The sequence below is a fragment of the Ruegeria sp. ANG-R genome (assembly GCF_000813985.1).
GTDB lineage: Bacteria > Pseudomonadota > Alphaproteobacteria > Rhodobacterales > Rhodobacteraceae > Ruegeria.
In genome coordinates, this window is the sequence record NZ_JWLJ01000006.1 from 189808 (window position 1) to 209278 (window position 19471).

Annotated in this window: 17 protein-coding genes and 2 pseudogenes; 13 read left to right on the forward strand and 6 right to left on the reverse strand. The window is 54.1% G+C overall.

All coding sequences use genetic code 11. From position 1 onward, the window contains the following. Nucleotides 1-21 precede the first annotated feature (21 nt). The 3 genes from RA27_RS15415 to dctP are packed head-to-tail and all read left to right on the forward strand — an operon-like array spanning nucleotide 22 to nucleotide 2985. The gene (locus RA27_RS15415; RefSeq protein ID WP_039540896.1) at nucleotides 22-609 is read left to right on the forward strand and encodes a TRAP transporter small permease subunit; all 588 of its coding nucleotides are present in this window, start codon (nucleotides 22-24) and stop codon (nucleotides 607-609) included. After that, nucleotides 610-1899 (forward strand): TRAP transporter large permease, encoded by a 1290-nt coding sequence (locus RA27_RS15420; protein WP_039540899.1) that lies wholly within the window; start codon nucleotides 610-612, stop codon nucleotides 1897-1899. 24 nt (nucleotides 1900-1923) lie between these two features. Continuing rightward, a complete protein-coding gene (gene dctP / locus RA27_RS15425) occupies nucleotides 1924-2985 on the forward strand; it encodes a TRAP transporter substrate-binding protein DctP (protein WP_039540901.1) in 1062 nt (353 codons plus the stop codon). A 30-nt stretch (nucleotides 2986-3015) separates the two neighbouring features. On the opposite strand, the gene RA27_RS15430 is transcribed toward dctP, so the two are convergent. Then, on the reverse strand, nucleotides 3016-3486 hold the full coding sequence (locus RA27_RS15430; protein ID WP_039540903.1) for a tetratricopeptide repeat protein: 471 nt from the start codon (nucleotides 3484-3486) through the stop codon (nucleotides 3016-3018). A gap of 15 nt (nucleotides 3487-3501) precedes the next feature. On the opposite strand from RA27_RS15430, the gene RA27_RS15435 reads away from it, so the two are divergent. Further along, entirely contained in the window at nucleotides 3502-4770 is a 1269-nt protein-coding gene (locus tag RA27_RS15435; RefSeq protein ID WP_039540905.1) for a cytochrome c peroxidase, read from the forward strand. A 20-nt stretch (nucleotides 4771-4790) separates the two neighbouring features. Here the strand turns inward: RA27_RS15435 and RA27_RS23740 are convergent. After that, nucleotides 4791-4936: pseudogene (locus tag RA27_RS23740) on the reverse strand (transposase); the annotation flags it as partial. A 318-nt stretch (nucleotides 4937-5254) separates the two neighbouring features. On the opposite strand from RA27_RS23740, the pseudogene RA27_RS24740 reads away from it, so the two are divergent. Continuing rightward, a pseudogene (locus RA27_RS24740) lies at nucleotides 5255-5842 on the forward strand (adenylate/guanylate cyclase domain-containing protein). A 375-nt stretch (nucleotides 5843-6217) separates the two neighbouring features. On the opposite strand, the gene RA27_RS15445 reads toward RA27_RS24740, so the two are convergent. Continuing rightward, nucleotides 6218-6907: a Crp/Fnr family transcriptional regulator gene (locus tag RA27_RS15445; RefSeq protein WP_039540907.1), complete on the reverse strand. Its 690-nt coding sequence runs from the start codon at nucleotides 6905-6907 to the stop codon at nucleotides 6218-6220. Between the two features lie 122 nt (nucleotides 6908-7029). Here RA27_RS15445 and RA27_RS15450 point away from each other — a divergent pair, with 122 nt between their 5' ends. From RA27_RS15450 to RA27_RS15475, 7 genes are all read left to right on the forward strand, one after another. Beyond that, complete coding sequence (locus RA27_RS15450) at nucleotides 7030-8538, forward strand: DUF1254 domain-containing protein (RefSeq protein WP_039541295.1); 1509 nt, start codon at nucleotides 7030-7032, stop codon at nucleotides 8536-8538. Between the two features lie 38 nt (nucleotides 8539-8576). Beyond that, entirely contained in the window at nucleotides 8577-9584 is a 1008-nt protein-coding gene (locus tag RA27_RS15455) for a DUF1254 domain-containing protein (protein WP_193746527.1), read from the forward strand. Between the two features lie 551 nt (nucleotides 9585-10135). Next, the gene (locus RA27_RS15460) at nucleotides 10136-10726 is read left to right on the forward strand and encodes an AraC family transcriptional regulator (protein ID WP_052265313.1); all 591 of its coding nucleotides are present in this window, start codon (nucleotides 10136-10138) and stop codon (nucleotides 10724-10726) included. Continuing rightward, a complete protein-coding gene (locus RA27_RS23205) occupies nucleotides 10699-11013 on the forward strand; it encodes an AraC family transcriptional regulator (RefSeq protein ID WP_193746528.1) in 315 nt (104 codons plus the stop codon). Before RA27_RS15460 ends, RA27_RS23205 begins: the two co-directional genes overlap by 28 nt. Before the next feature lie 721 nt (nucleotides 11014-11734). Beyond that, a complete protein-coding gene (locus RA27_RS15465) occupies nucleotides 11735-12871 on the forward strand; it encodes a GTP-binding protein (RefSeq protein WP_241484085.1) in 1137 nt (378 codons plus the stop codon). Next, a complete protein-coding gene (locus tag RA27_RS15470; RefSeq protein ID WP_039540910.1) occupies nucleotides 12864-14078 on the forward strand; it encodes a GTP-binding protein in 1215 nt (404 codons plus the stop codon). The genes RA27_RS15465 and RA27_RS15470 overlap by 8 nt, the downstream gene beginning before the upstream one ends. Next, entirely contained in the window at nucleotides 14075-14707 is a 633-nt protein-coding gene (locus RA27_RS15475) for a DUF1826 domain-containing protein (RefSeq protein WP_039540913.1), read from the forward strand. The genes RA27_RS15470 and RA27_RS15475 overlap by 4 nt, the downstream gene beginning before the upstream one ends. Before the next feature lie 123 nt (nucleotides 14708-14830). Here RA27_RS15475 and RA27_RS15480 read toward each other — a convergent pair whose 3' ends face one another. Then, nucleotides 14831-15127: an Rrf2 family transcriptional regulator gene (locus tag RA27_RS15480; RefSeq protein ID WP_343294162.1), complete on the reverse strand. Its 297-nt coding sequence runs from the start codon at nucleotides 15125-15127 to the stop codon at nucleotides 14831-14833. Nucleotides 15128-15878: 751 nt separating this feature from the next. Further along, entirely contained in the window at nucleotides 15879-17489 is a 1611-nt protein-coding gene (locus RA27_RS15485; protein ID WP_039540917.1) for an arylsulfatase, read from the reverse strand. A gap of 131 nt (nucleotides 17490-17620) precedes the next feature. Between RA27_RS15485 and RA27_RS15490 the strand changes: the two genes are divergently transcribed. Then, nucleotides 17621-18793, forward strand: coding sequence for an adenylate/guanylate cyclase domain-containing protein (locus tag RA27_RS15490; RefSeq protein ID WP_039540921.1), 1173 nt, complete (start codon nucleotides 17621-17623; stop codon nucleotides 18791-18793). On the opposite strand, the gene RA27_RS24090 is transcribed toward RA27_RS15490, so the two are convergent. Continuing rightward, entirely contained in the window at nucleotides 18730-19308 is a 579-nt protein-coding gene (locus RA27_RS24090) for a carboxymuconolactone decarboxylase family protein (RefSeq protein ID WP_152610711.1), read from the reverse strand. The two genes, RA27_RS15490 and RA27_RS24090, sit on opposite strands and share 64 nt — an antisense overlap. Nucleotides 19309-19471: the final 163 nt, after the last annotated feature.

The following is a 19471-nucleotide window of genomic DNA, read 5'->3' on the forward strand; positions in this document are numbered from 1 at the left end:
GCTGACCAAGGGAGGATCCGCATGGGCGGACTGGCATCGGCGTTAGCGCCGATTGCATTCGTGAACGAAACCGTGCTGCGATTGGGCCGCGCGGTTGGCGTCGTTGCGATTGCATTCATGGTAATCGCAATCCTGATTCAGGTATTCTTTCGATACGTTCTGGGCAATGCCCTGCCATGGCCGGATGAAGCTGCGCGGTTCTGTATGCTCTGGATGACCGGCCTGATGGCGCCCACCGCTTTCCGACGCGGAGGGTTCGTCGCCATCGACATGCTTGCGCGCTTCCTGCCGCGTGTATTGGGCCTGTCGCTCAATCTATTCCTGCTGCTGATATCGCTGGCCGTCCTGCTGGTTGCGGTCAATATCGGCTGGTCCGAAGTGACGGGATTTGGTGGCCGGTTCGCTACTGCGGCGTTGTACCTGCCCACCTCTTTCGCCTTTGACGAATGGTACCGCATTCCACGCAGTTGGATGATGGCCTCGCTGCTGGTTGGGATCATCCTCCTGATCTCAGTCAATATCGAGCTGATCTTGCGGTCCGTCGTGACCATACTGGGTGGAGCACATCTTTTGCCTGAAATTCCCGAAGCTGCGGTGGGGGCTGAATAAATGCTGATTTGGTTCCTGCCCACCTTCCTGATTTTCCTGCTGATCGGCCTGCCGGTGTTTTTCGCACTGCTGGCTGCGCCCGGCATTCTGCTATGGCTCAGCGGTCAGACCAACGACATCACGCTGCTTTATCGAAATGTCTATAACGGCATGGACAGCTTCCCGCTGATGGCGATTCCGTTCTTCATGCTGGCCGGAGAACTCATGAACCGTGGCGGCATCACCATCCGCCTCGTCGAGTTCAGCCAGGCCTTGATGGGCCACCTGCGGGGCGGCCTTGCGCATGTGAACGTCCTCAGCTCGATCCTGTTTGCGGGTCTGTCCGGCTCTGCAGTCGCTGACACCTCGGCGCTTGGGTCAATGCTGATCCCGGCGATGGAGAAGCAGGGCTATACCCGCAAATTCGCCGCTGCGATCACGGCGGCCAGTTCGGTGATTGGCCCGATCATCCCACCCTCGGGCATCATGATCATCTATGCCTATGTCATGGGCGAAAGTGTGGCGGCGCTCTTCCTTGCAGGTATCGTGCCCGGTGTGATGGTTGGCGTTGGACTGATGCTGATGATCAAAGTCATGGCTGATCGCTATGATTTTCCCGTCGCAAGCCGCAAATACACCTGGCCCGAACGCCGTCAGGCCAGCCTCAAGGCCTTCTTTCCGCTGATGACGCCTGTGATCATTCTGGGTGGTATTCTGGGTGGCATTTTCACCCCGACCGAAGCCGCTGCTGTGGCCGTGGGATACGCTTTCATTATCGGTTTCTTCGTCCTGCGCACCCTTACCTTGAAGGAAGTGCCAGAAATCCTCAGCAACGCGGGTATGACCTCGGCGGTCGTATTGCTGTTGGTCGGCGCGGCGATGGCGTTCAAGACGGTCGTTAGTCTTAGCCATGCGCCGGAACAGTTGGCCTCGCTAATCCTCAGCCTATCGGAAAACCCGCTGATCCTGCTGTTCCTGATCAACCTGCTGCTGTTCATCGTTGGCATGTTTCTGGACGCAGGCCCGGCGATCATCATCCTTGGCCCGATCCTTGGTCCGATCTTCACCAGTCTTGGTGTCGACCCGATCCATTTCGCCATCATCATGAGCGTCAACCTGACCGTTGGTCTGGCAACACCACCAATGGGGCTGGTCCTGTTCGTAGCCGCCGCAGTGTCGCGGGAGCGGGTAGAAACAATCGCCAAAGCCATCCTGCCGTTTCTGGCAGTCGAAATCATTGTGATCTTCCTGATCACATACATCCCCGCACTATCCATGACGATCCCGAGGATAACGGGATTTGCAAACTAACTGAGACCCATAGGGAGGAAACGCATGCTCAGAGATTTCTTTAAAACCGCAGCGGTGGCCACATCGCTGGTGGCCGCATCGGCGATTGCGGCAACGGCGGCCGATTTTACGTTGCGCGCCACGGCCAACTCGAACGAAAACGACGAGGATTACGATGGCCTTGTCGTCTTCAAGAACTATGTTGAGGCGGCATCAAACGGCGCTATCGAGGTCGAACTGTTCATCGGCACGCAGCTGTGTTCGAACGGCGCGGAATGCCTGCAGGGCGTAGCGGATGGCACCATCGACATCTACATCTCCACCTCGGGCGGTGCTTCTGGCATCTTCCCGTATGTGCAGGTTCTGGACCTGCCCTACCTGATGGCTGATGACCGCATTGCCGAACACGTGTTGTCAGGCGATTTCACCCGGCAAATGCGTGACATGGCGTTGGAGGATTCCGGCGGCGCAATCCGTCTGATGACCATCGGCAACACAGGCGGCTGGCGCAACTTTGCCAACACCCAACGCCGTGTGGCGGAACCTGCCGATATGGAAGGTCTGAAAATCCGCACAGTTGTGGCCGACCTGCCGCAGGAATTGGTCAAGGCTCTGGGTGCATCACCAACCCCGATCCCATGGCCGGAACTGTTCACCAGCTTCCAGACTGGCGTTGTCGAAGGCTCCAAAAACGGCATCACCGACATCATGGGCATGAAATTCCCCGATGCGGGCCTGCAATACGTCACGCTGGACGGCCATGCCTACATGGGTGCGCTGTGGTGGATGAACAACGCCAAGTTCCAGGAAATGCCCGAGGATTTGCGCCGCGTGGTGGTGGATGGATTCTACGCGCTGCAGCAGGCCACATTTGCGTCGCCCAAGCGCAAATCGATCCAAGCATACGAAGATTTCGTTGCGGGCGGAGGTGATCTTTACGTACCTACACCCGAGCAGAAAGCCGCGTTCAAAGAGGCTGCAACACCGGTTTATGCCTGGTTCCAGTCCAACGTGGCGCGTGGTGACGAAGTGTTTAACGCATTGACCGAGGCCGTTGCTGCGGCTGAGGCGGATGTAAACGCCTCGCGTGATGCAGACCTGAACTAAATTGTTGGGTCGGGCCTTTGGGCCCGGCCTTTACCGAAACGGGTACATCCACACTTTGTAGTCGTTGACCAGAACATGCGCCCTTTCGATCTGCTCCGGCGACATCTTCTTGACCACTTCCTCAAGGCTGATCGCCGCATCGGGATCGCCGCCAATCGCGCTGAGCGTGTACCACATGTAGGCTCGCACCAAATCAGGCGCGGGCATACCCAGACCCAGCTCATAGTACCAGCCGATGCCGGATTGCGCGCCCGGATGCCCCTTCATCGAGGCGCGCAGATACCATTCGAACGCCCGCTCATAGTCCTGTTCGACCCCGAGCCCCAGCCCGTACATCACACCGATCAACTCTTCGGCTTCTGCATTGCCGGATCGCGCCGCTGGCAACAGTTCTTCGCGCGCGGCCTTAAACTCTCCGGCTTCCATCAAATCACGCGCCTGTTCCAACTCGGCCAGCGCCGGAGTCGCAAGCATATAAAGGGCAAATACAAACTGACGCATGGGGTTACTTTCCTCTTGGCCGGGGCCGCGGCGGCTCAGGATTTGCCGCGGCCACTGACCGATGATGACTTCATTCCCTTTGATATGGAACAGGCCGCTATCGGCCATCAACTGTTTTACGACCCGATCCTGTCGGGCAATCAGAACATTGCGTGCGCCCATTGCCATCACCCTGATTTTGGCACGTCGGATGGGCTGTCCCTAGGCATCGGAGAAGGCGGCGAAGGCCTTGGCCCCGACCGCACGCCGGGGATCGGCGCGAACAAGATCCGCAAACGCATCCCCCGCAATTCCCCGGGTCTGTGGAATCTCGGCGCCAAAGACATCCATACAGTGTTTCATGACGGGCGCCTGAGTATCTCGGATGTCTACGGCAACGGCTTCAATTCACCTGCGCAAGAATGGTTGCCCGACGGGCTGAACTCTCTGCTAGCTGCACAGGCCTTGTTTCCTCTGACCTCGCAGTTCGAAATGGCAGGCAACGTTGCCGAAAACGAGGTGACTGGAGCTGTCCATGATCGCATTGACAAGGGTTGGTCGATTTTGGCGAAACGTATCCGTACTAGTTCATACTACGGTTCCGCTATGGTTGCTGCCTTTGATGAAATCGAGACCGCCGAAGAAATCACCATTACCCAGATCGCCAACGCGCTGGCAGCATTTATGGCAATCGAATGGCGGAGCACGGACAGTGCGTTCGATCAATATCTGGCCGGCAACACCGATGCCCTGACGGTCACCCAAAAAAGCGGCATGGACCTATTCTATGGAAAGGCTCAGTGTTCCTCTTGTCATTCCGGCTCGTTGATGACCGATCAGAAGTTTTATGCGTTGGGCCTGCCACCCTTCGGTCCAGGCCGAACCCGGCAATGGGACCCGTATGCCCGGGACGTCGGTCGCATGGGTGAAAGCAATCGCCTGGAAGATGCATATAGGTTCCGGACGCCTATGTTGCGCAACATTGTCCTGACCGCACCATACGGTCACAATGGTGCCTTTCCCGATTTAGAGAGCATCATTCGCCATCACTTAAACCCTCGTACAAGCCAAGAGAATTGGACACCTCAAATGGCTGCTCTACCAAAGATTCCCTGGTTGCAGAAAACTGACTTTTTAGTTTGGGAAGACCGCTTTGAAATGGAACGTCAATTCAACAAGATCGACATAGATGCAATTCAACTTTCGGAGCTGGAAGTCCAAAGCCTAATATCTTTTTTGCATTCCTTGACAGGTTTCAGCGTGAATTCACCAAAATTTGGTGTTCCCGAGGGATTTATTCCTTAGGGTCAGGGCTTGTTCTTTTTTCATAGCCAGAACATGACGGTTGCGACGAGGACGATTGCGGACAGAAAGACCTTGGGCACCTGTCGCGGCGTGTTGCCACCCGCCGGCAATCCTTAAGCCTTCCGAACACGATCTCGATCCTGCTGCGATGTTTGAGAAGGCGCTTTGAAGTGTCCGTATCCTCCCGCCGCAAAGCTCGAAGACGCGCCAAGACTTGCGACGTCCCACACAGGTTCGGTGTGGCCACGGCCGCACGCAAGAGTTGTTTTTGTTATAAACACACCCCAATAGCCGAGATCCGTACCGGAAACATATCCGAGCTTTCTGACATCTCCAACTTCAAGGTCGGAGTTTTCGAAGATGAAGCTCCGCACCTCGATATACCGGCCAAGGATGTCACCGGTTGGATCAAAGGACAAAAGCAGAAAGAGACTTTGAGATCGCGCATGGCGAAAGTGAGCGCCTTTTGCACGATATTCTTCCCATGACTGTGGCTGACAGGTTAAAGGCCGGAGAAGATCAGATCGCAGATGAACATCCACGTGTTGCCGTCATCTTTGTCGATATCGTCGGCTTTACCGAAATGAGCCGAGACCAGCCACCAGCAAAGATCGTCGAGTTCCTGAACAAATTCTTCGTTGCAGTTGATGATCTCATCGAACAATATGACGCCGAGAAGATTAAGACCATCGGTGATGCGATAATGATCACCGTCGCTGCACCAATACCTTATCCCACCCCGGAAGACGGGGCCATGGAACTTGCGCGCGACATACTAGCTGCTTCAAAACACTTTGACTGACCTGACACAGGAATCCCCCTTGTCGTCCGGATCGGATTGCATTCTTGCCCTGCCGTTGCAGGCGTTATCGGAAAGGCAAAACTTGCATACGATATTTGGGGCGAAACAGTGAATATAGCAGCGAGAATGGAGAGTTCCGGTGTTCCCGGTACAGCTCAGGTTTCCGAGGTCTTTGCGTCACGTTTGGCCAAAACTATCGAATTTGAGAAGCGGCGAAGTGTCACCGTTGCCAGTAGCAGTATCGGTGCCTGCATATTCCGGCTCGAATAGCGACTCAGATTAGAATTCGCTTCTGATTCGAAAGATGTTTTCACGGAATCCCGAAGCCGATGTTTGTTATCAATTGGCTGCTCGGGGACCGTGGATACGTCGCCGACTGGTTCAGAGAAGCATTGAAAGACCAGGGGATAGGATTCTGGAAAAACTGCCGATTGTCAGAACGCGATCCAAACCATCCAGTGACGCCAGACGCGGGGAAGGATCGGGGTCGAAGTCAGAAAAGATAGCATCTTCCACGATCCGTAAGTCGCGAGTGGGTTCACGGCAAAGCAAGCAGAATCAAAAACCACGCTGAAATCAGATGCTCAAGTTAGCGTTCGCTTAATGTCAGCATTCAACGCTAAAGAAGCTTCGCTACACCGCAAATCAGTTCATCGCGTATGTCTGCCTAAGATAGAGCTCCAAAGACTGTAAGTCTGAGACGCGAATTCGTGCATAGCTTCGTTCAATCGCTCCGGCGACTTCCAGCGTGCGCAGGCATTTGTTTGCCGTGTTTCGTGTCAGCCCCGTCATTTGCCCGATTTCTTCATTGGTCAGATTGAAAACGCTGTGCCTTGGGTTCAGTTTTTTGAGGCTGATCAACATCGTGATCACCCGGCCCACAGGGTCCCGGTTGAGCGCGGCTTCGGTTAGGGTCAGATAGCTGTCTATTTGGAAAAGCACGTTCATGGAAATGTGACGCCAAACGTCCGGATGGCGCTCGTTTACCTTTTCGACGTGGGTCGCCGGCACCAAGAGTATTGCGCAATCGGTTCGCGCGACACCTGTACCCCGATGCCGCTCGCCAGTGATAACAGCGGCGTCGCCAAACCAGTTTCCCTCTTCGTATAGCAAAACCAGCCGTGTTTCATCGTGATGATAGCTGAGATATGCACCTACTGAGCCGCTCGCGAGGCCAACCATAAAGCGCGGATCATCCTCGACTTCAAAGATGCGCTCACCTTTGGAAATCTGGTGAAACCGCGCCCCGCTTAGCCAATCCTGCTGTACAGCATCCGGCAAACGTGAAAGCCACCCGTTTTGCCGCAAAAAGTGAACCGCCTCGTCCCGATCCATGTTTGCCCTCAAATGCACGTTGACGTGCAGTTTAGGTAGGTGGCTCTCGGTATCATACCCCTAATTTGATGATCCGAACCGTGGATGAGCGGCGGATGTTATTGTTGGGGAGTACCAAAATCATGCTTAAGCAAGTCCTAAAGTATACCTGTTCGTTTGCCGCGATTTGCGGCGCATCACTTGCCATGGCGCAAGACAGTCCAGAATACGCAGCGAATGTACCAGATAGCATCATTGTGCCCGATAGTTTTGAGACGCGGCTGGGAACACTGGAGTACTTTGACGGTCTCCCGACCCCGGAAACAGCCGCAGTTGCCTATGATGCGCTGAACCTCGCGCGGGGGATCACTGCTTTCACGGACGGGATGCCCGCCGCGTCGACCTACGCGATGTGCCTTGGACTTACTGAATCCGGAGCTGTTGCGGGAAGTTTCGGGATTTTTCAGGATCTCTACAACGCCCGATCCTTGCTGCTGACGCCGAACACAACAACAATTTACGTGATGGGATGTACCGACCTGTCGAATGGCCCAGTGGTTCTCGAATTGCCTTCAGGCATTCTGGGGCTGATCGACGATGTCTACATGCGCTACGTCGGTGACGTCGGGAACGCGGGGCCGGACCAGGGAAAAGGCGGAAAATACCTGATCGTGCCCGATGACTACGATGGCGATCTGCCCGAGGATGGGTACTACATCCTGAAGACCCCAAGCTACATGAACTGGCTCGCGCTTCGGGCATTCCCAGGCGCAGATGGGCCAGCAGCCGAAGCCACCCGTGTCAAAGAGAACTTGCGCATTTACCCCTGGTCCGAGCGTGACAATCCGCCTGAAACCGGGTTTGTCGATATGACGGATGTGCAGGTCAATACCATCCACGCCAACGACTTTTCGTTTTTCGAAGAAATGAAAGCCGTTGTCGATGCCGAACCCGAAGGCGCTTTGCCTGCGGAGCTATTGGGCGATCTGTTCACGCTAGGCATTCGCAAGGGGCAACCGTTTGAGCCTGATGAGCGTTTGAAACAAACTCTCACCGAAGCCGTCGCCATCGGAACCGCCGCTGCGCGTTCTCTAATCTATGCGCCCCGTACAAGGGCTCCCTTCTTGTATGAAACCGGCTACTGGAAAACCCCATTTGTTGGCGGTGATCACGAATTCCAGGCTGGCGATGCAAAGCTTGTCGATGCCCGCACGCTGTTTCACTACTATGCCACCGGCATCACCCCCGCGATGGTGGCCAAAAATGTCGGCGTCGGCTCGCAATATGCGATGATCAACCGTGACAGCGAAGGGAGCTATCTCGACGGTAGCAAAATCTATTCGGTCACCGTTCCAGCCGACGTGCCGGTGAACAACTATTGGTCTTTCGTGGTCTATAGTACTCAGACACGATCCCTGCTGGAAACGGATCAGAAACTGGCGGGTGTCGACAGCACGTTGCCCACCCTCAAACCCAATGACGATGGCAGCTATACTGTCTGGTTTGCCCCCCAAGCGCCGGAGGGCAAAGAGGGTAATTGGATTCAGACCATGCCGGGCAAGTCGTGGTCGACCATACTGCGCCTCTATGGCCCGCTTGAGCCATGGTTTGATGGCACCTGGCGCCCCGGTGAGATTGAGCTGGTCGAATGATCATTCGCGACGCCACAACAAATTCAGGAGTTTTGAAAATGAAATCCCCACTCCTTCTGACCGCAACACTCTTGGTGACAACATCGCCGGCGCAGGCCGAAACAGTTGCCGTCACGGCAGATAACTTTGCCCAAGCCGAAACTGCCTGGAACTTTGCCAATTGGGCACGCAGGGGGGCAGACCAAGATATTCTGCACCTGCGCGAAGTGTCGCCTGTTGGCGCAGATGCCCCCACGGTGCGCATGAACTGGGATACGCTGTATTCCATTCAAATTATAGACGTGTCGGATGATCACGAATTCACGGTCACCATTCCGGACTCTGACCTGTATGTCTCCGTGCAGATAATGGATGAAGATGGGTTTTCACCCTACTTCATTGTTGAGCCGGGTGAACACAAGCTGACAGTATTGACTGATTACGCATTTGTCATGTTTCGGACAGAGCTCAAGGACCGCACCGACGCCGACGCGTTGGATCATCTTCACAACGTACAGGATATGATCGCTGTTTCGGCCTATGTTGAAAACAGTCCCTATGTTTCGGAAGATTATGATCAGGAGCAGCTCGAAGCGCTGCGTGTTGCCTATAAGAAAGAGTTCTTGAAGGCTGGCGTTGATTACACCTATGCCAAGGCACCCGGCGCGGCCGACCAGCATCTGCTCGACATATCACATGCCGCAGGCTGGGGCGGGTATCCGCCAGAGTTGGGTGTCTCGAATGCGTATTCCAGCTCGCCTGCATTGCCCGGAGACGAATGCCTTGGCGTCACTTTTAACGATCCCAAGAACAAGTTCTTCACGTCCTTCACGCTCTATGATGTTGAGGGCTATCTGATGGCCGGGAACACGCATATCAACTCGAATATGTGGGAACCAAATGCGGATGGGACCATCACCGTGCATTTCAACTGCGGGGAAAACGCGATCAATTCCCTGTCGTCTGGTGGTGAACCGTTCAATTACAGCGTAAGGAACTATGGGGTCAGCCAAGCCGTACTGAATGGTGATTTTCGACCAATCAACCCCAAACCTCCTGAGAACTGACGCGACGTTTGATCTGCGGATGAGCTTTCGAAACTCCCGGCGACGGGGTGTCGAGATTTGGTCTGCCGGTGTCATTCTTAGAAAGTGCAGAAGCCTTGAGCGTGGGCGCACGCCGAGCATTGGGTGCGACACGGCATCTGGTTCATACCGGAGCCACAATCCGGTGGTTCACAGCCCAATTCAGTCTTTCAAGCAGAGCCCTTCCGCTGCAGCGCATCACTCTATACGCGACTTCACGGACCCGAAGTCAAATTTGGCGCCTGCAAAATGAATGCAAATCCTCAGCCACCTGCGTTGCACGCCGTTTTGTTGTAGGTTGTGCGATCATGTTTGGTGACGACTAAATACAACTCCGTTGATGGTATGGTGTTGCTTACTTCAAGACCTTGTTTACCCAGTTGTCGCTTTTCCATTTCAATACTCCATAATTGCTTGATCGTTGTTGACCATATGGGCGTGGAGCAGGGAGCGTCCCTGCCTGATTATGTGCAATCATTGCCTATTTCTGTCACAGCATTGACTTTTCAAAGGTAGACCGCCTTATTCCTTGAATGAAGCAGCTGCCCGATCTCAAAGAGCTTGCGTTGAAACATGCAGGCTCAACTGCGGTTCCTGATTTGGAAATTTATAAGCTGGACCAGCCGACTGAGCTGATCCCGCTTATGTATGAGCCAAGCGTTTACCTGATCTTACAGGGTGAAAAGCGCACCATCATCGGCGATAAGGTGCTGGACTATTCGGGTGGTTCTTGCCTGGGTATAGCTGCAGAATTGTCGGCGCTCGGACAAGTCACCCGCGCATCTGTCCGCGAACCTTTTCTGGCGCTTGCCTTAACGATCAATACAACCAAACTCGCCGACGCGATGCGAAAAGCCCCGATATCTGAGCACTCGGGCGATCAGAGTTTTGGGTTACAGTCAGCTTCTGAATTGCTGATTGAAACATGGGGCAGACTGTTAGGCATACTCGACCGCCCAAATGAAATACAAGCGTTGGACCTCTTTATGAGCAGGAGCTTCTATACAGGCTTCTCGTTGGACCAATGGGGCCATTCTTGGGCCAGATTGGCACCGCGGATTCCGATCTATCCCGCATTCGAAAGACGATGGAATTCATGCGTCAACATCACGCCGAACGCTTAGAGGTCCGTGAAATGGCCGAATTGGCGGGTATGAGCCTTACGACCTTCCACCGTCGCTTTAAGAAAGTCACAGGTGTCAGCCCGCTCCAATACCAAAAGCAGTTCCGGCTACATGAAGCAAAGCGCTACCTGGTTGCCCGTGAAGGTAACGCTGCGTCGGTGGCTTACCGTGTTGGCTATGAAAGCGCGTCCCAATTCAGCCGCGAGTATCGACGACTATTCGGCTTGCCTCCGCTTCAAGATGCTGCTGCGGCTCGAGAATTGGCGAAGGTTGTTTCGACATTCTGAGACCAAAGATTTCACCTGTTGACGTTCGCAAGTTCGTCGCGTGTGAAGCGTCGGAAAACCGGACACAGTGTTTCTACTAGCAGCTTTTCCCACCTAAGACCGGTTGCAACCCAGAACAGTCATTCGACAAGTAGGGGTTACAGGTACTGTTGCCCTAGAACCTACTGCGCGGACTGGCCTTTACAAGTGTCTGTTTATCTGACGACCAATATGGGAAATGGCCAGACTTTAACCGAGCGTACACTATCAGGCTTTTCGCCGTGCTACTTTTGGGGTTAGCCGTTCTTTACTTGCTTGTGCCGTGGAACAGCCTTTTTTGTGGGCGATGCGTGAACAACGTGCGTTTCAGAATGCGATTGCGGGACCTCTGCGGGCTATTCATTCAGGTGACAACCTAGCCATCTTGGCGCTATGCAGCGCTACCGCTGCCTATGGTTTTGTCCATGCGCTTGGCCCCGGTCATGGAAAGGTGCTTTTAGGTGGCACAGCCCTGACGAGCGGAGCCGCGATGCGCCGAATGGCCCTGCTGATACTGGTTTCAAGCCTAGCGCAGGCAGCTAGTGCAATTGGTTTGGTGGTTGTAGCTGCGCTTGTTCTGGGCTGTTCACATTGCCGGTGGCGCTCTTATCACGCTGGTCAGTTTTGGCTTGGCGTTGACCTATCTGGACAGTCCGGTTGTTTTTTTCTAGAAATGTGATGTTATTACATATATGAACACACGATGTTTATGACCCACACCTCGAAGACCCAGCCCGACCCCACTGAGGACCTGCGCGTCCCGGTGACTTTGCTCACAGGGTTTTTGGGTGCGGGTAAAACGACTTTGCTCAATCAGGTGCTTTCGGCCTCATCTTCAGGACCCATTGCCGTCATTGTAAATGAATTTGGTGAGGCAGGTCTGGATCATGACCTGATTGAAACAGTGGACGGCGATGTCATGTTGATGCCTTCAGGCTGCTTGTGCTGTTCCATCCGCGGTGATCTTTCAGACACGTTCGTCAAGCTACTTGCGCGGAAAGACGAAGGCATCCTCAATTTTGATCGCGTGGTGATTGAAACGACAGGGCTGGCTGATCCGGGTCCGATTCTTCAAACGCTGCTGGTAGATCCATATCTTGGTCGAAATACTCGAATGGACGGTGTTGTCACGGTTGTGGATGCGGTAAATGGGCCTGCGACTTTGGATGCCCAATTCGAGGCCGTGTCTCAAGTTGTGATGGCCGATCTGATTGTCTTGAGCAAAACAGACCTTGTTTCCAAAACTTCTGTCAAAGCTGTTACCGAAAGACTGCGCGCTCTGAACCCAACGGCCGACATCATTCGCCCTTCAGACCGTGAGTTCGAGCCGAAAAGGCTTTGGAGCCTGACGAGCTTGCGGGAAGACGCTCGGCAACAAGATGCCCTTGCGTGGACGACGCCCAAGGTTGCTGAAGATCCCTTGGGAAATCTCTCCGGTCTAAAACCGACCTCCACGATGAGTTCGGCGACGACGTCCGAGTTTCGTCGTCATGACACTGACATAGCGTCTATTTCGATTGTTTTGGACGAAGCGCTGGACGATGACGTGTTCGATAGATGGTTCGACACCCTGATCGCTTACAAGGGCCAGGACATCCTGCGCGTAAAAGGCATCTTGTTTCTTGATGGTATCGACACGCCGTTTGCGTTCCATGGTGTCCAGCACATTTTCGATCCGCCAGTCCCGTTGAAGAATTGGACAGGCGAAGACCGGCGCACCCGCATCGTATTGATCGGCCGCAATTTGGAGCGGTCAGAGATCCAGCGCAGCCTTGATCTGTTGCGCAAAACCCAACCTACACAAACCCAAAACTCGACGGAGTTGCAAGGCAATGACTGATACTCGACTACCCGTAACTGTCCTGTCCGGATTTCTTGGTGCCGGCAAAACCACATTGCTCAATCGCGTTTTGAACAATCGTGAAGGTCGTCGTGTGGCCGTCATCGTCAACGACATGTCTGAGGTCAATATCGACGCCGATCTTGTGCGCGCGGATACGGAGCTGTCGCGTACCGATGAGACTTTGGTCGAAATGTCAAATGGTTGTATCTGCTGCACACTTCGCGATGACCTGTTGCAAGAGGTGCGCCGTCTGGCAGAAGATGGCCGCTTTGACTATCTGTTGATCGAGTCTACCGGCATCTCCGAACCTCTTCCTGTTGCAGCAACTTTCGATTTTCGGGATGAGCTAGGCGAGAGCCTTTCTGATGTGTCTCGATTGGACACGATGGTAACTGTCGTCGATGCCGTAAATCTGTTGCAAGACTACTCCAGCCACGACTTTCTTAAGGATCGGGGTGAAACTCTGGGTGAAGAAGATGACCGCACCTTAGTCAATTTGCTTGTGGAGCAGATCGAATTTGCCGATGTGGTCATTCTGAACAAGGTCGCTGACGCAGGCCCGGAATGTACCGATGCCGCACGCAAAATCGTCCGCAGCCTGAACGCGGATGCTCGCATCATCGAAACCAACCATTCAGATGTAGCTGCCGAGGCGATTCTCGATACGGGCATGTTTGACTTCGAAAAAGCACATGAGCACCCGATGTGGGCGAAGGAGCTTTATGGCTTTGCCGACCACGTGCCCGAAACCGAGGAATACGGTGTTGCCAGCTATGTCTACCGCGCACGGCAACCGTTTGAGCCTGAGAAGATTCTGAAAGTACTGAATGGGGATTTGCCCGGTGTCATCCGCGCGAAAGGACATTTCTGGCTGGCGACGCGCCCCAATTGGGTTGCCGAATTCTCGATGGCCGGGGCTCTGTCTTCCGTCAGGCCATTGGGCACATGGTGGGCTTCGGTGCCCAAGGAGCGCTGGCCGGACCACGAAAGTACACGGGAATACATGCAGGCGCATTGGTCCGAGCCGTGGGGCGACCGTCGGCAAGAGATCGTATTCATCGGCTCTGGTATCGATTGGCCGGCGCTAAAAAGGCGACTGGACGCCTGCCTAGTCCCCGAGAGCGTTGCCGCAGGCCCGGATGCGCTGCCGCTGGACCTTCCGGACCCGTTCCCCGGCTGGCGGCGTGAAGGAGAGGCGGCGTGACCTTCGCACAAACGGAGGTCAGGGATGCTGCAATCGGCGTTGGCATTGCGGATAAGCCCAGCGATTTGGCGGCAATCTACAAACCGGGATGCGCCGCTACGATCTGGCGCCGACAACCGCCCAAAGGGTTTCAGGACTGGATTGATGGGCTGCACCCAGATCAGTTACCGACGACCCGCACGGTTCTGCGCGGAGAGGCGGTAGGAGAGGCTGTTCAACATATTTGCGATATCGCAGGAATGGATGAATGCACGGAACGCACGTGGCTTGTAGAAGATATCGCTGACCTGTCGGTTCGGTTCGCGGAAATCATGCGGTCACCTTACTTGCGTTTGCGCCTTGGTGTCGTCAACACGAACGCATGCCGAAAGTTCCACATCGATGCGATTATGGCGCGCCTGATCTGCACCTATCGGGGCACTGGAACGCAATACGGTGTATCGACCGATGGCAAGGAGCCGAAAAAGGTTTTTACGGTTGCTACTGGGACTCCGATGGTCATGCGCGGAACACTTTGGCCGGAGAGTCCTGCTTCTGGTTTACTGCACCGCTCACCACCCATCGAAGGCTCAGGAGAAACGCGTTTGGTTCTGGTGCTGGACCCTGTCTTCGACATGGACGACGCTTAGAGACCGCAATTTCCTTATCGAGCAGGCGTGCCTGGCGGCGGTAGTGACCCGGAAAGGTCATTGCCGCCGGTTTTTTTCAGTAAATGAGAATTCCCGCTTATTCGGCTCTGCACAGATCCCCGGCTATTCCACAGCCTCGCTAACATCCGCAATTGTCGTGTCGGCCAATCGTTGTAATAAGCTGCGTTCGACATCCTGCATGATTTGGGAAACACGGTCGTGCAGCGCGTGTTCAAGAGAACACTGGTGCTGATCAGTATCGGCACTTACAGAAATGCGCCGCTCATCGAATGCAAGATACACGTCTGCCAGTGCGATGCTGTGCGGCGCACGGGCAAATCGCAACCCACCTGAATGCCCTCTTTCCGAGGTCAACAAACCCGCTTCACGACGCTTGCCCAAAACGCGCCGGACAACCACTGGGTTGGTGCCCGCATGTGCTACAATTTTGCTGAGGTTTGCGCGGGTTCGGCGTCGTATGCCATGTGGCCGAGCGCGTACAGAGCGAGAGAGAGCCGGGAGTTACGTTTCATGTTTTATCCCAGCCGCAATACGAAAGTATGTAACAACTTGTGTTTCGAGAATCTCGTAACTCACATAGTTTCATTTTGTCTGCCTACTTTCATATTCCCACGGTTCTGACTTATGCGACTCAAACCTGCTCGTTTCTTTGGCCGATCACTCCAGCCGGCACAGTGGCATGTCCGAGCCCACCAGCCGCCAACGATGATATTCAACGGCGCGCCCCTAAAATGACAGTTGCGCAAGAGATCGGAAAGAGCACGCCTGCCGAAGTGTTTGTTGTCCAAACACCAAAGTCTTTGACACAGCTTTTCGCTCCAGGTTGCGCAGCAGCGATCTGGGAAAGACAGCCTTTAAAAGTCCTTTCAATATTGGCTCGACAATCTGGACCCCGAGCAACTTCCGAATGCAAGACTGATACTTAGCGCTACGGCCGTTCAAGACGCCATGCGCCATCGCTTTAAGCTTCCGGGTGGGCACCTGAGTTCACGTCTGTGATCTTTTCGGTTCAGCCAAAAAGGAAGCGAGCAACAGGTTCGTCCGTTCCCAAACAACTCCAAAGTCTATTTTAGAACGTCCGGTTCAGGCTGGAGTGGGTTCACTCCCTGGAGTGCGGAGATGGACGGTTCTGAACCCTGCGTGAAGTCAACTATCCTTCTGCTGTTTCTATCTTCCAAGCCTCTAGCAGCCTCGGAAGCGCAACATTCCAATCCATAACACCTGTCCGTTTGACCCAGTCGTTGTATTGGCTAATCAAGTCTGCCTCCAAGTCGGCGTTGCTCCCTCTCAAATCAGTCAACTCTGTGCGATCCGCTTCGATGTCATAGAGTTCCCAGTCTTGCCCATGCTGTCTGACGAGTTTGAACTGACCCAACCGCACCGCCGAATTTCCCTCATGTTCGAAAAAGATAGGTTCTTCCCGTGCCCAGTCCTTGCCACGGAACAGATCCATCAATGACTGCCCTTGCATGGGCTGAATTTCGTGACCACCAACCTCACTTTGGTACTGACATCCCGTTGCCTCCAAAATAGTCGGTAAAACATCAACGACATGACAGGCAGTGTGCGCGTTTGCCTTGGAGGCAAACCCCTTGGGCCAATGCGCTATGAGCGGAGTCGAAATACCGCCTTCATGGACGTAGTGCTTGAACAATCGAAATGGCGCATTCGAGACGTTTGCCCACGGTTTGTCGTAACTTTGGTATGTCTGGGCATCGCCTGGCATCACGTCGGGGCGGTTTCCCATTTCAATGGGGCGACCGTCATTAGTGGTGTCCGGGAAGAATTTTGCCCACCCGTCTTCCGCCATGAATTCAGCGCAGCCGCCATTGTCGGACAGGAACAAAATCAACGTGTCTTCAAATTGACCCAGACGCTTTAGCGCAGCAATAAGTCTACCGATAGATTGGTCCATCCGGTCCACCATCGCAGCATAGGTGGCCATCTTTCGTGCCTCCCAATCGGTATTCCGTTCGGCCTCCCAGGGGTGAACAGCAACATCACGCGGAGATATTTCCCAGTTCTTCTGAAACAGGTTCATGCTGTTCATGGTTTCGTGTCGTGCGGTACGGATTGTGTCCCAACCACCTGAATATATCCCGTCATAGCGGGCGATGTCCTCGGGATGGGCATGCAGCGGCCAATGCGGTGCAGTATGTGCGAGATAAAGAAAAAATGGCTGATCGTCAGGCGTTTCTTCGATCATTCCAATCGCTTTGTCCGTGATCGCATCCGTGAAATAGAAGTCATCAGGGAATGTCATAACACGGCTGTCATCTTCGAGCATGTAATGCGGCGAGAAGAAATGCGTCACGCCATCGACGATCCCATAGAAGCGATCAAAACCGCGCTGTCTCGGCGTCGGATGCTCAACATCTCCGACCCGCCAACTGTCAACTTCGCGTGCCATGAAATCTCCGGCGACATGCCATTTGCCGGACATCAAGGTCCGATAGCCACCTGCACGTAGGTGCTCCGCTATGGTGGCGCTGTCATTGCGTAAAAACCCTTGGTACGCGAGCGTACCCAGATCGGCCCCCATGTGACCCACGCCGGCGTTGTGCGGGTACAACCCGGTCAAAAGAGATGCCCGCGTAGGACAACAGCGGGCACAGTTATACATTGCCGTAAGCAGCACACCATCCCTTGCAAGGCTATCGATATTTGGAGTGCGTATTTCCGATCCGGTGGCACCCAAATCTGCAAAACCCAGATCATCAGCCAAGATCAGTATCACATTCGGTCGTTTTCTTGTCGGCATTCAGAGGCTCCATTGCTGCACTGATGAGCTTACCTCACTATCGAAGATGATCTTGTCCCCAAGCGACACGACAACAGAGGGGGGGAGCCAAGGTTCTTTGATCATCTTGTCCAAACGACTAGTTTGAGAACATGGCCTCCGTAGCACAACTAACCAACTGGATGATTACCGAAGGGCGCCGCTCAGGCGACCCGGTGAAGGTAGTTTCTCATTTCTGCTCGTCCTTAATTGAGCAAGGTGTACCGCTCTGGCGGGTCAATATCGGTCAGCGTTTCGCCAATCCTTTACTCATAGCATGGGGGGTCGTTTGGACTCCTGACGGGACCGACAGCTACGACGTAACTCATGAAACGATGTTGACAGAAGGGTATGTTGGCAGCTCGTTTGAGTACATTCTGGAGCACAGAAAGCCGCTTCACAAAAACCTGCGACAACTGAACCCAAAGACTGAGCATTCATCGTATCTTGAATTCGCTGAGCTAGGTGGCACAGATTACTATGCGACTCTGATGTATTATGGCGATGGATCACTACACGGCTGCACGTTTGTCACGCAGGAACCAAACGGCTTTTCACCGCAACATCTGAAATTGATTGAGACCGCACTGCCTGCTCTGTCTTGCGCTTTGGAACCTGTCACGATGCGCAAGTCAGCCAAAGGGCTACTACGAACATATCTTGGCGATGGGCCCTCCGATGCCGTGTGGAACGGGCGGATCAAGCGAGGCGAACGAACGACCCTTGATGCAGTCGTCATGTTTTCTGACTTACGAGGTTTCACGGCACTTTCAGAAGTCGCACCCGAGGAAGATGTTTTTGACGCACTGAGTGGCTATTTTGATCTGGTCGTTCAATCTGTGGAAGAGAACGGTGGCGACGTTCTCAAGTTTATGGGGGATGGAATTCTCTCGATCTTCACCATCGAAACTCAGAGTGATCACGCCGACCGATGCCGACAGGCTGCGCAAGCCGCACAAAGTATATTGGCCGGTTTGGCGACGCTCAACCGTCGCCGTATCGAGGCCAAAAAATTGTCTTTGGATGTTGGGATAGGGATCAACGTTGGGCAAGTCAGCTATGGCAACATCGGCAGTCCAGGAAGGCTTGATTTCACGGTTCTCGGGAGCGCAGTGAATGTTGCCAGTCGAATTGAGGGTTTGACCAAATCTATTGGCCACAGAGTGCTGGCGACATCAGCGATTGCTGGCGCCTCACCTGATCTGTTTTTGCCTTGTGGGTTTCATGAAGTTCGTGGCCTTGCTCGTCCAATCGAGTTGTTTTCTCTCGCCGAAGGAAAGCTTTGATAAGGTGTTGCATTTTTTGGGCTGCACCGCAAAGAGCAGGAACCAGGTACTGGGCGCCAAGTGTAAAAGGCTGGTTCGTCCCGCATTTCGGGGTTTGCAAAGCCTGACGATGAAGGTCCGGTTTTGGCTGCAAACGATCTTAGAAGCGAAGCAGGCGGACGGTTCACGATGTGGGTTGTGTAGTTCGACAAAACCTTGAGTGCCGTCCCGGCGATGACCTCAAGAACGGTCTGCTTTGAATATCCGGCCTCGATCAGAGCATCGACCTGCTCAACACTGGCCCATCCCCGCGATTCGTTGATGGTTTCAGCAAAAATATGGAGCGCTTCGAGTCTGGCGTCCGCGATTGGTGTACCCGCGCGCAATGCCGTGATCACACTATCATCCACTCCTGCCATCTCCGATACGGCCGTGTGCGCCGCCATGCAATAGGTGCAACCGTTCAGACGGTTAACCACCACTAAGAAATCCCTCAAGTTGTGATCAAAAATCGCTGGTTTTGCCCTGACCATCATACCGCAACGGCCTTCAACAAGCCCCGGGGCTGTCAGAAATGAAAGTCCAGCGGAACCGTTCGCGGGTAAGTACTTGGTTCGCAACCGATAAGGTCGAAATGACAGAGGATACCTCGAGATCCGAAAACTCATTTTGGACAAAAAAACTTCAAAAATTACCGGT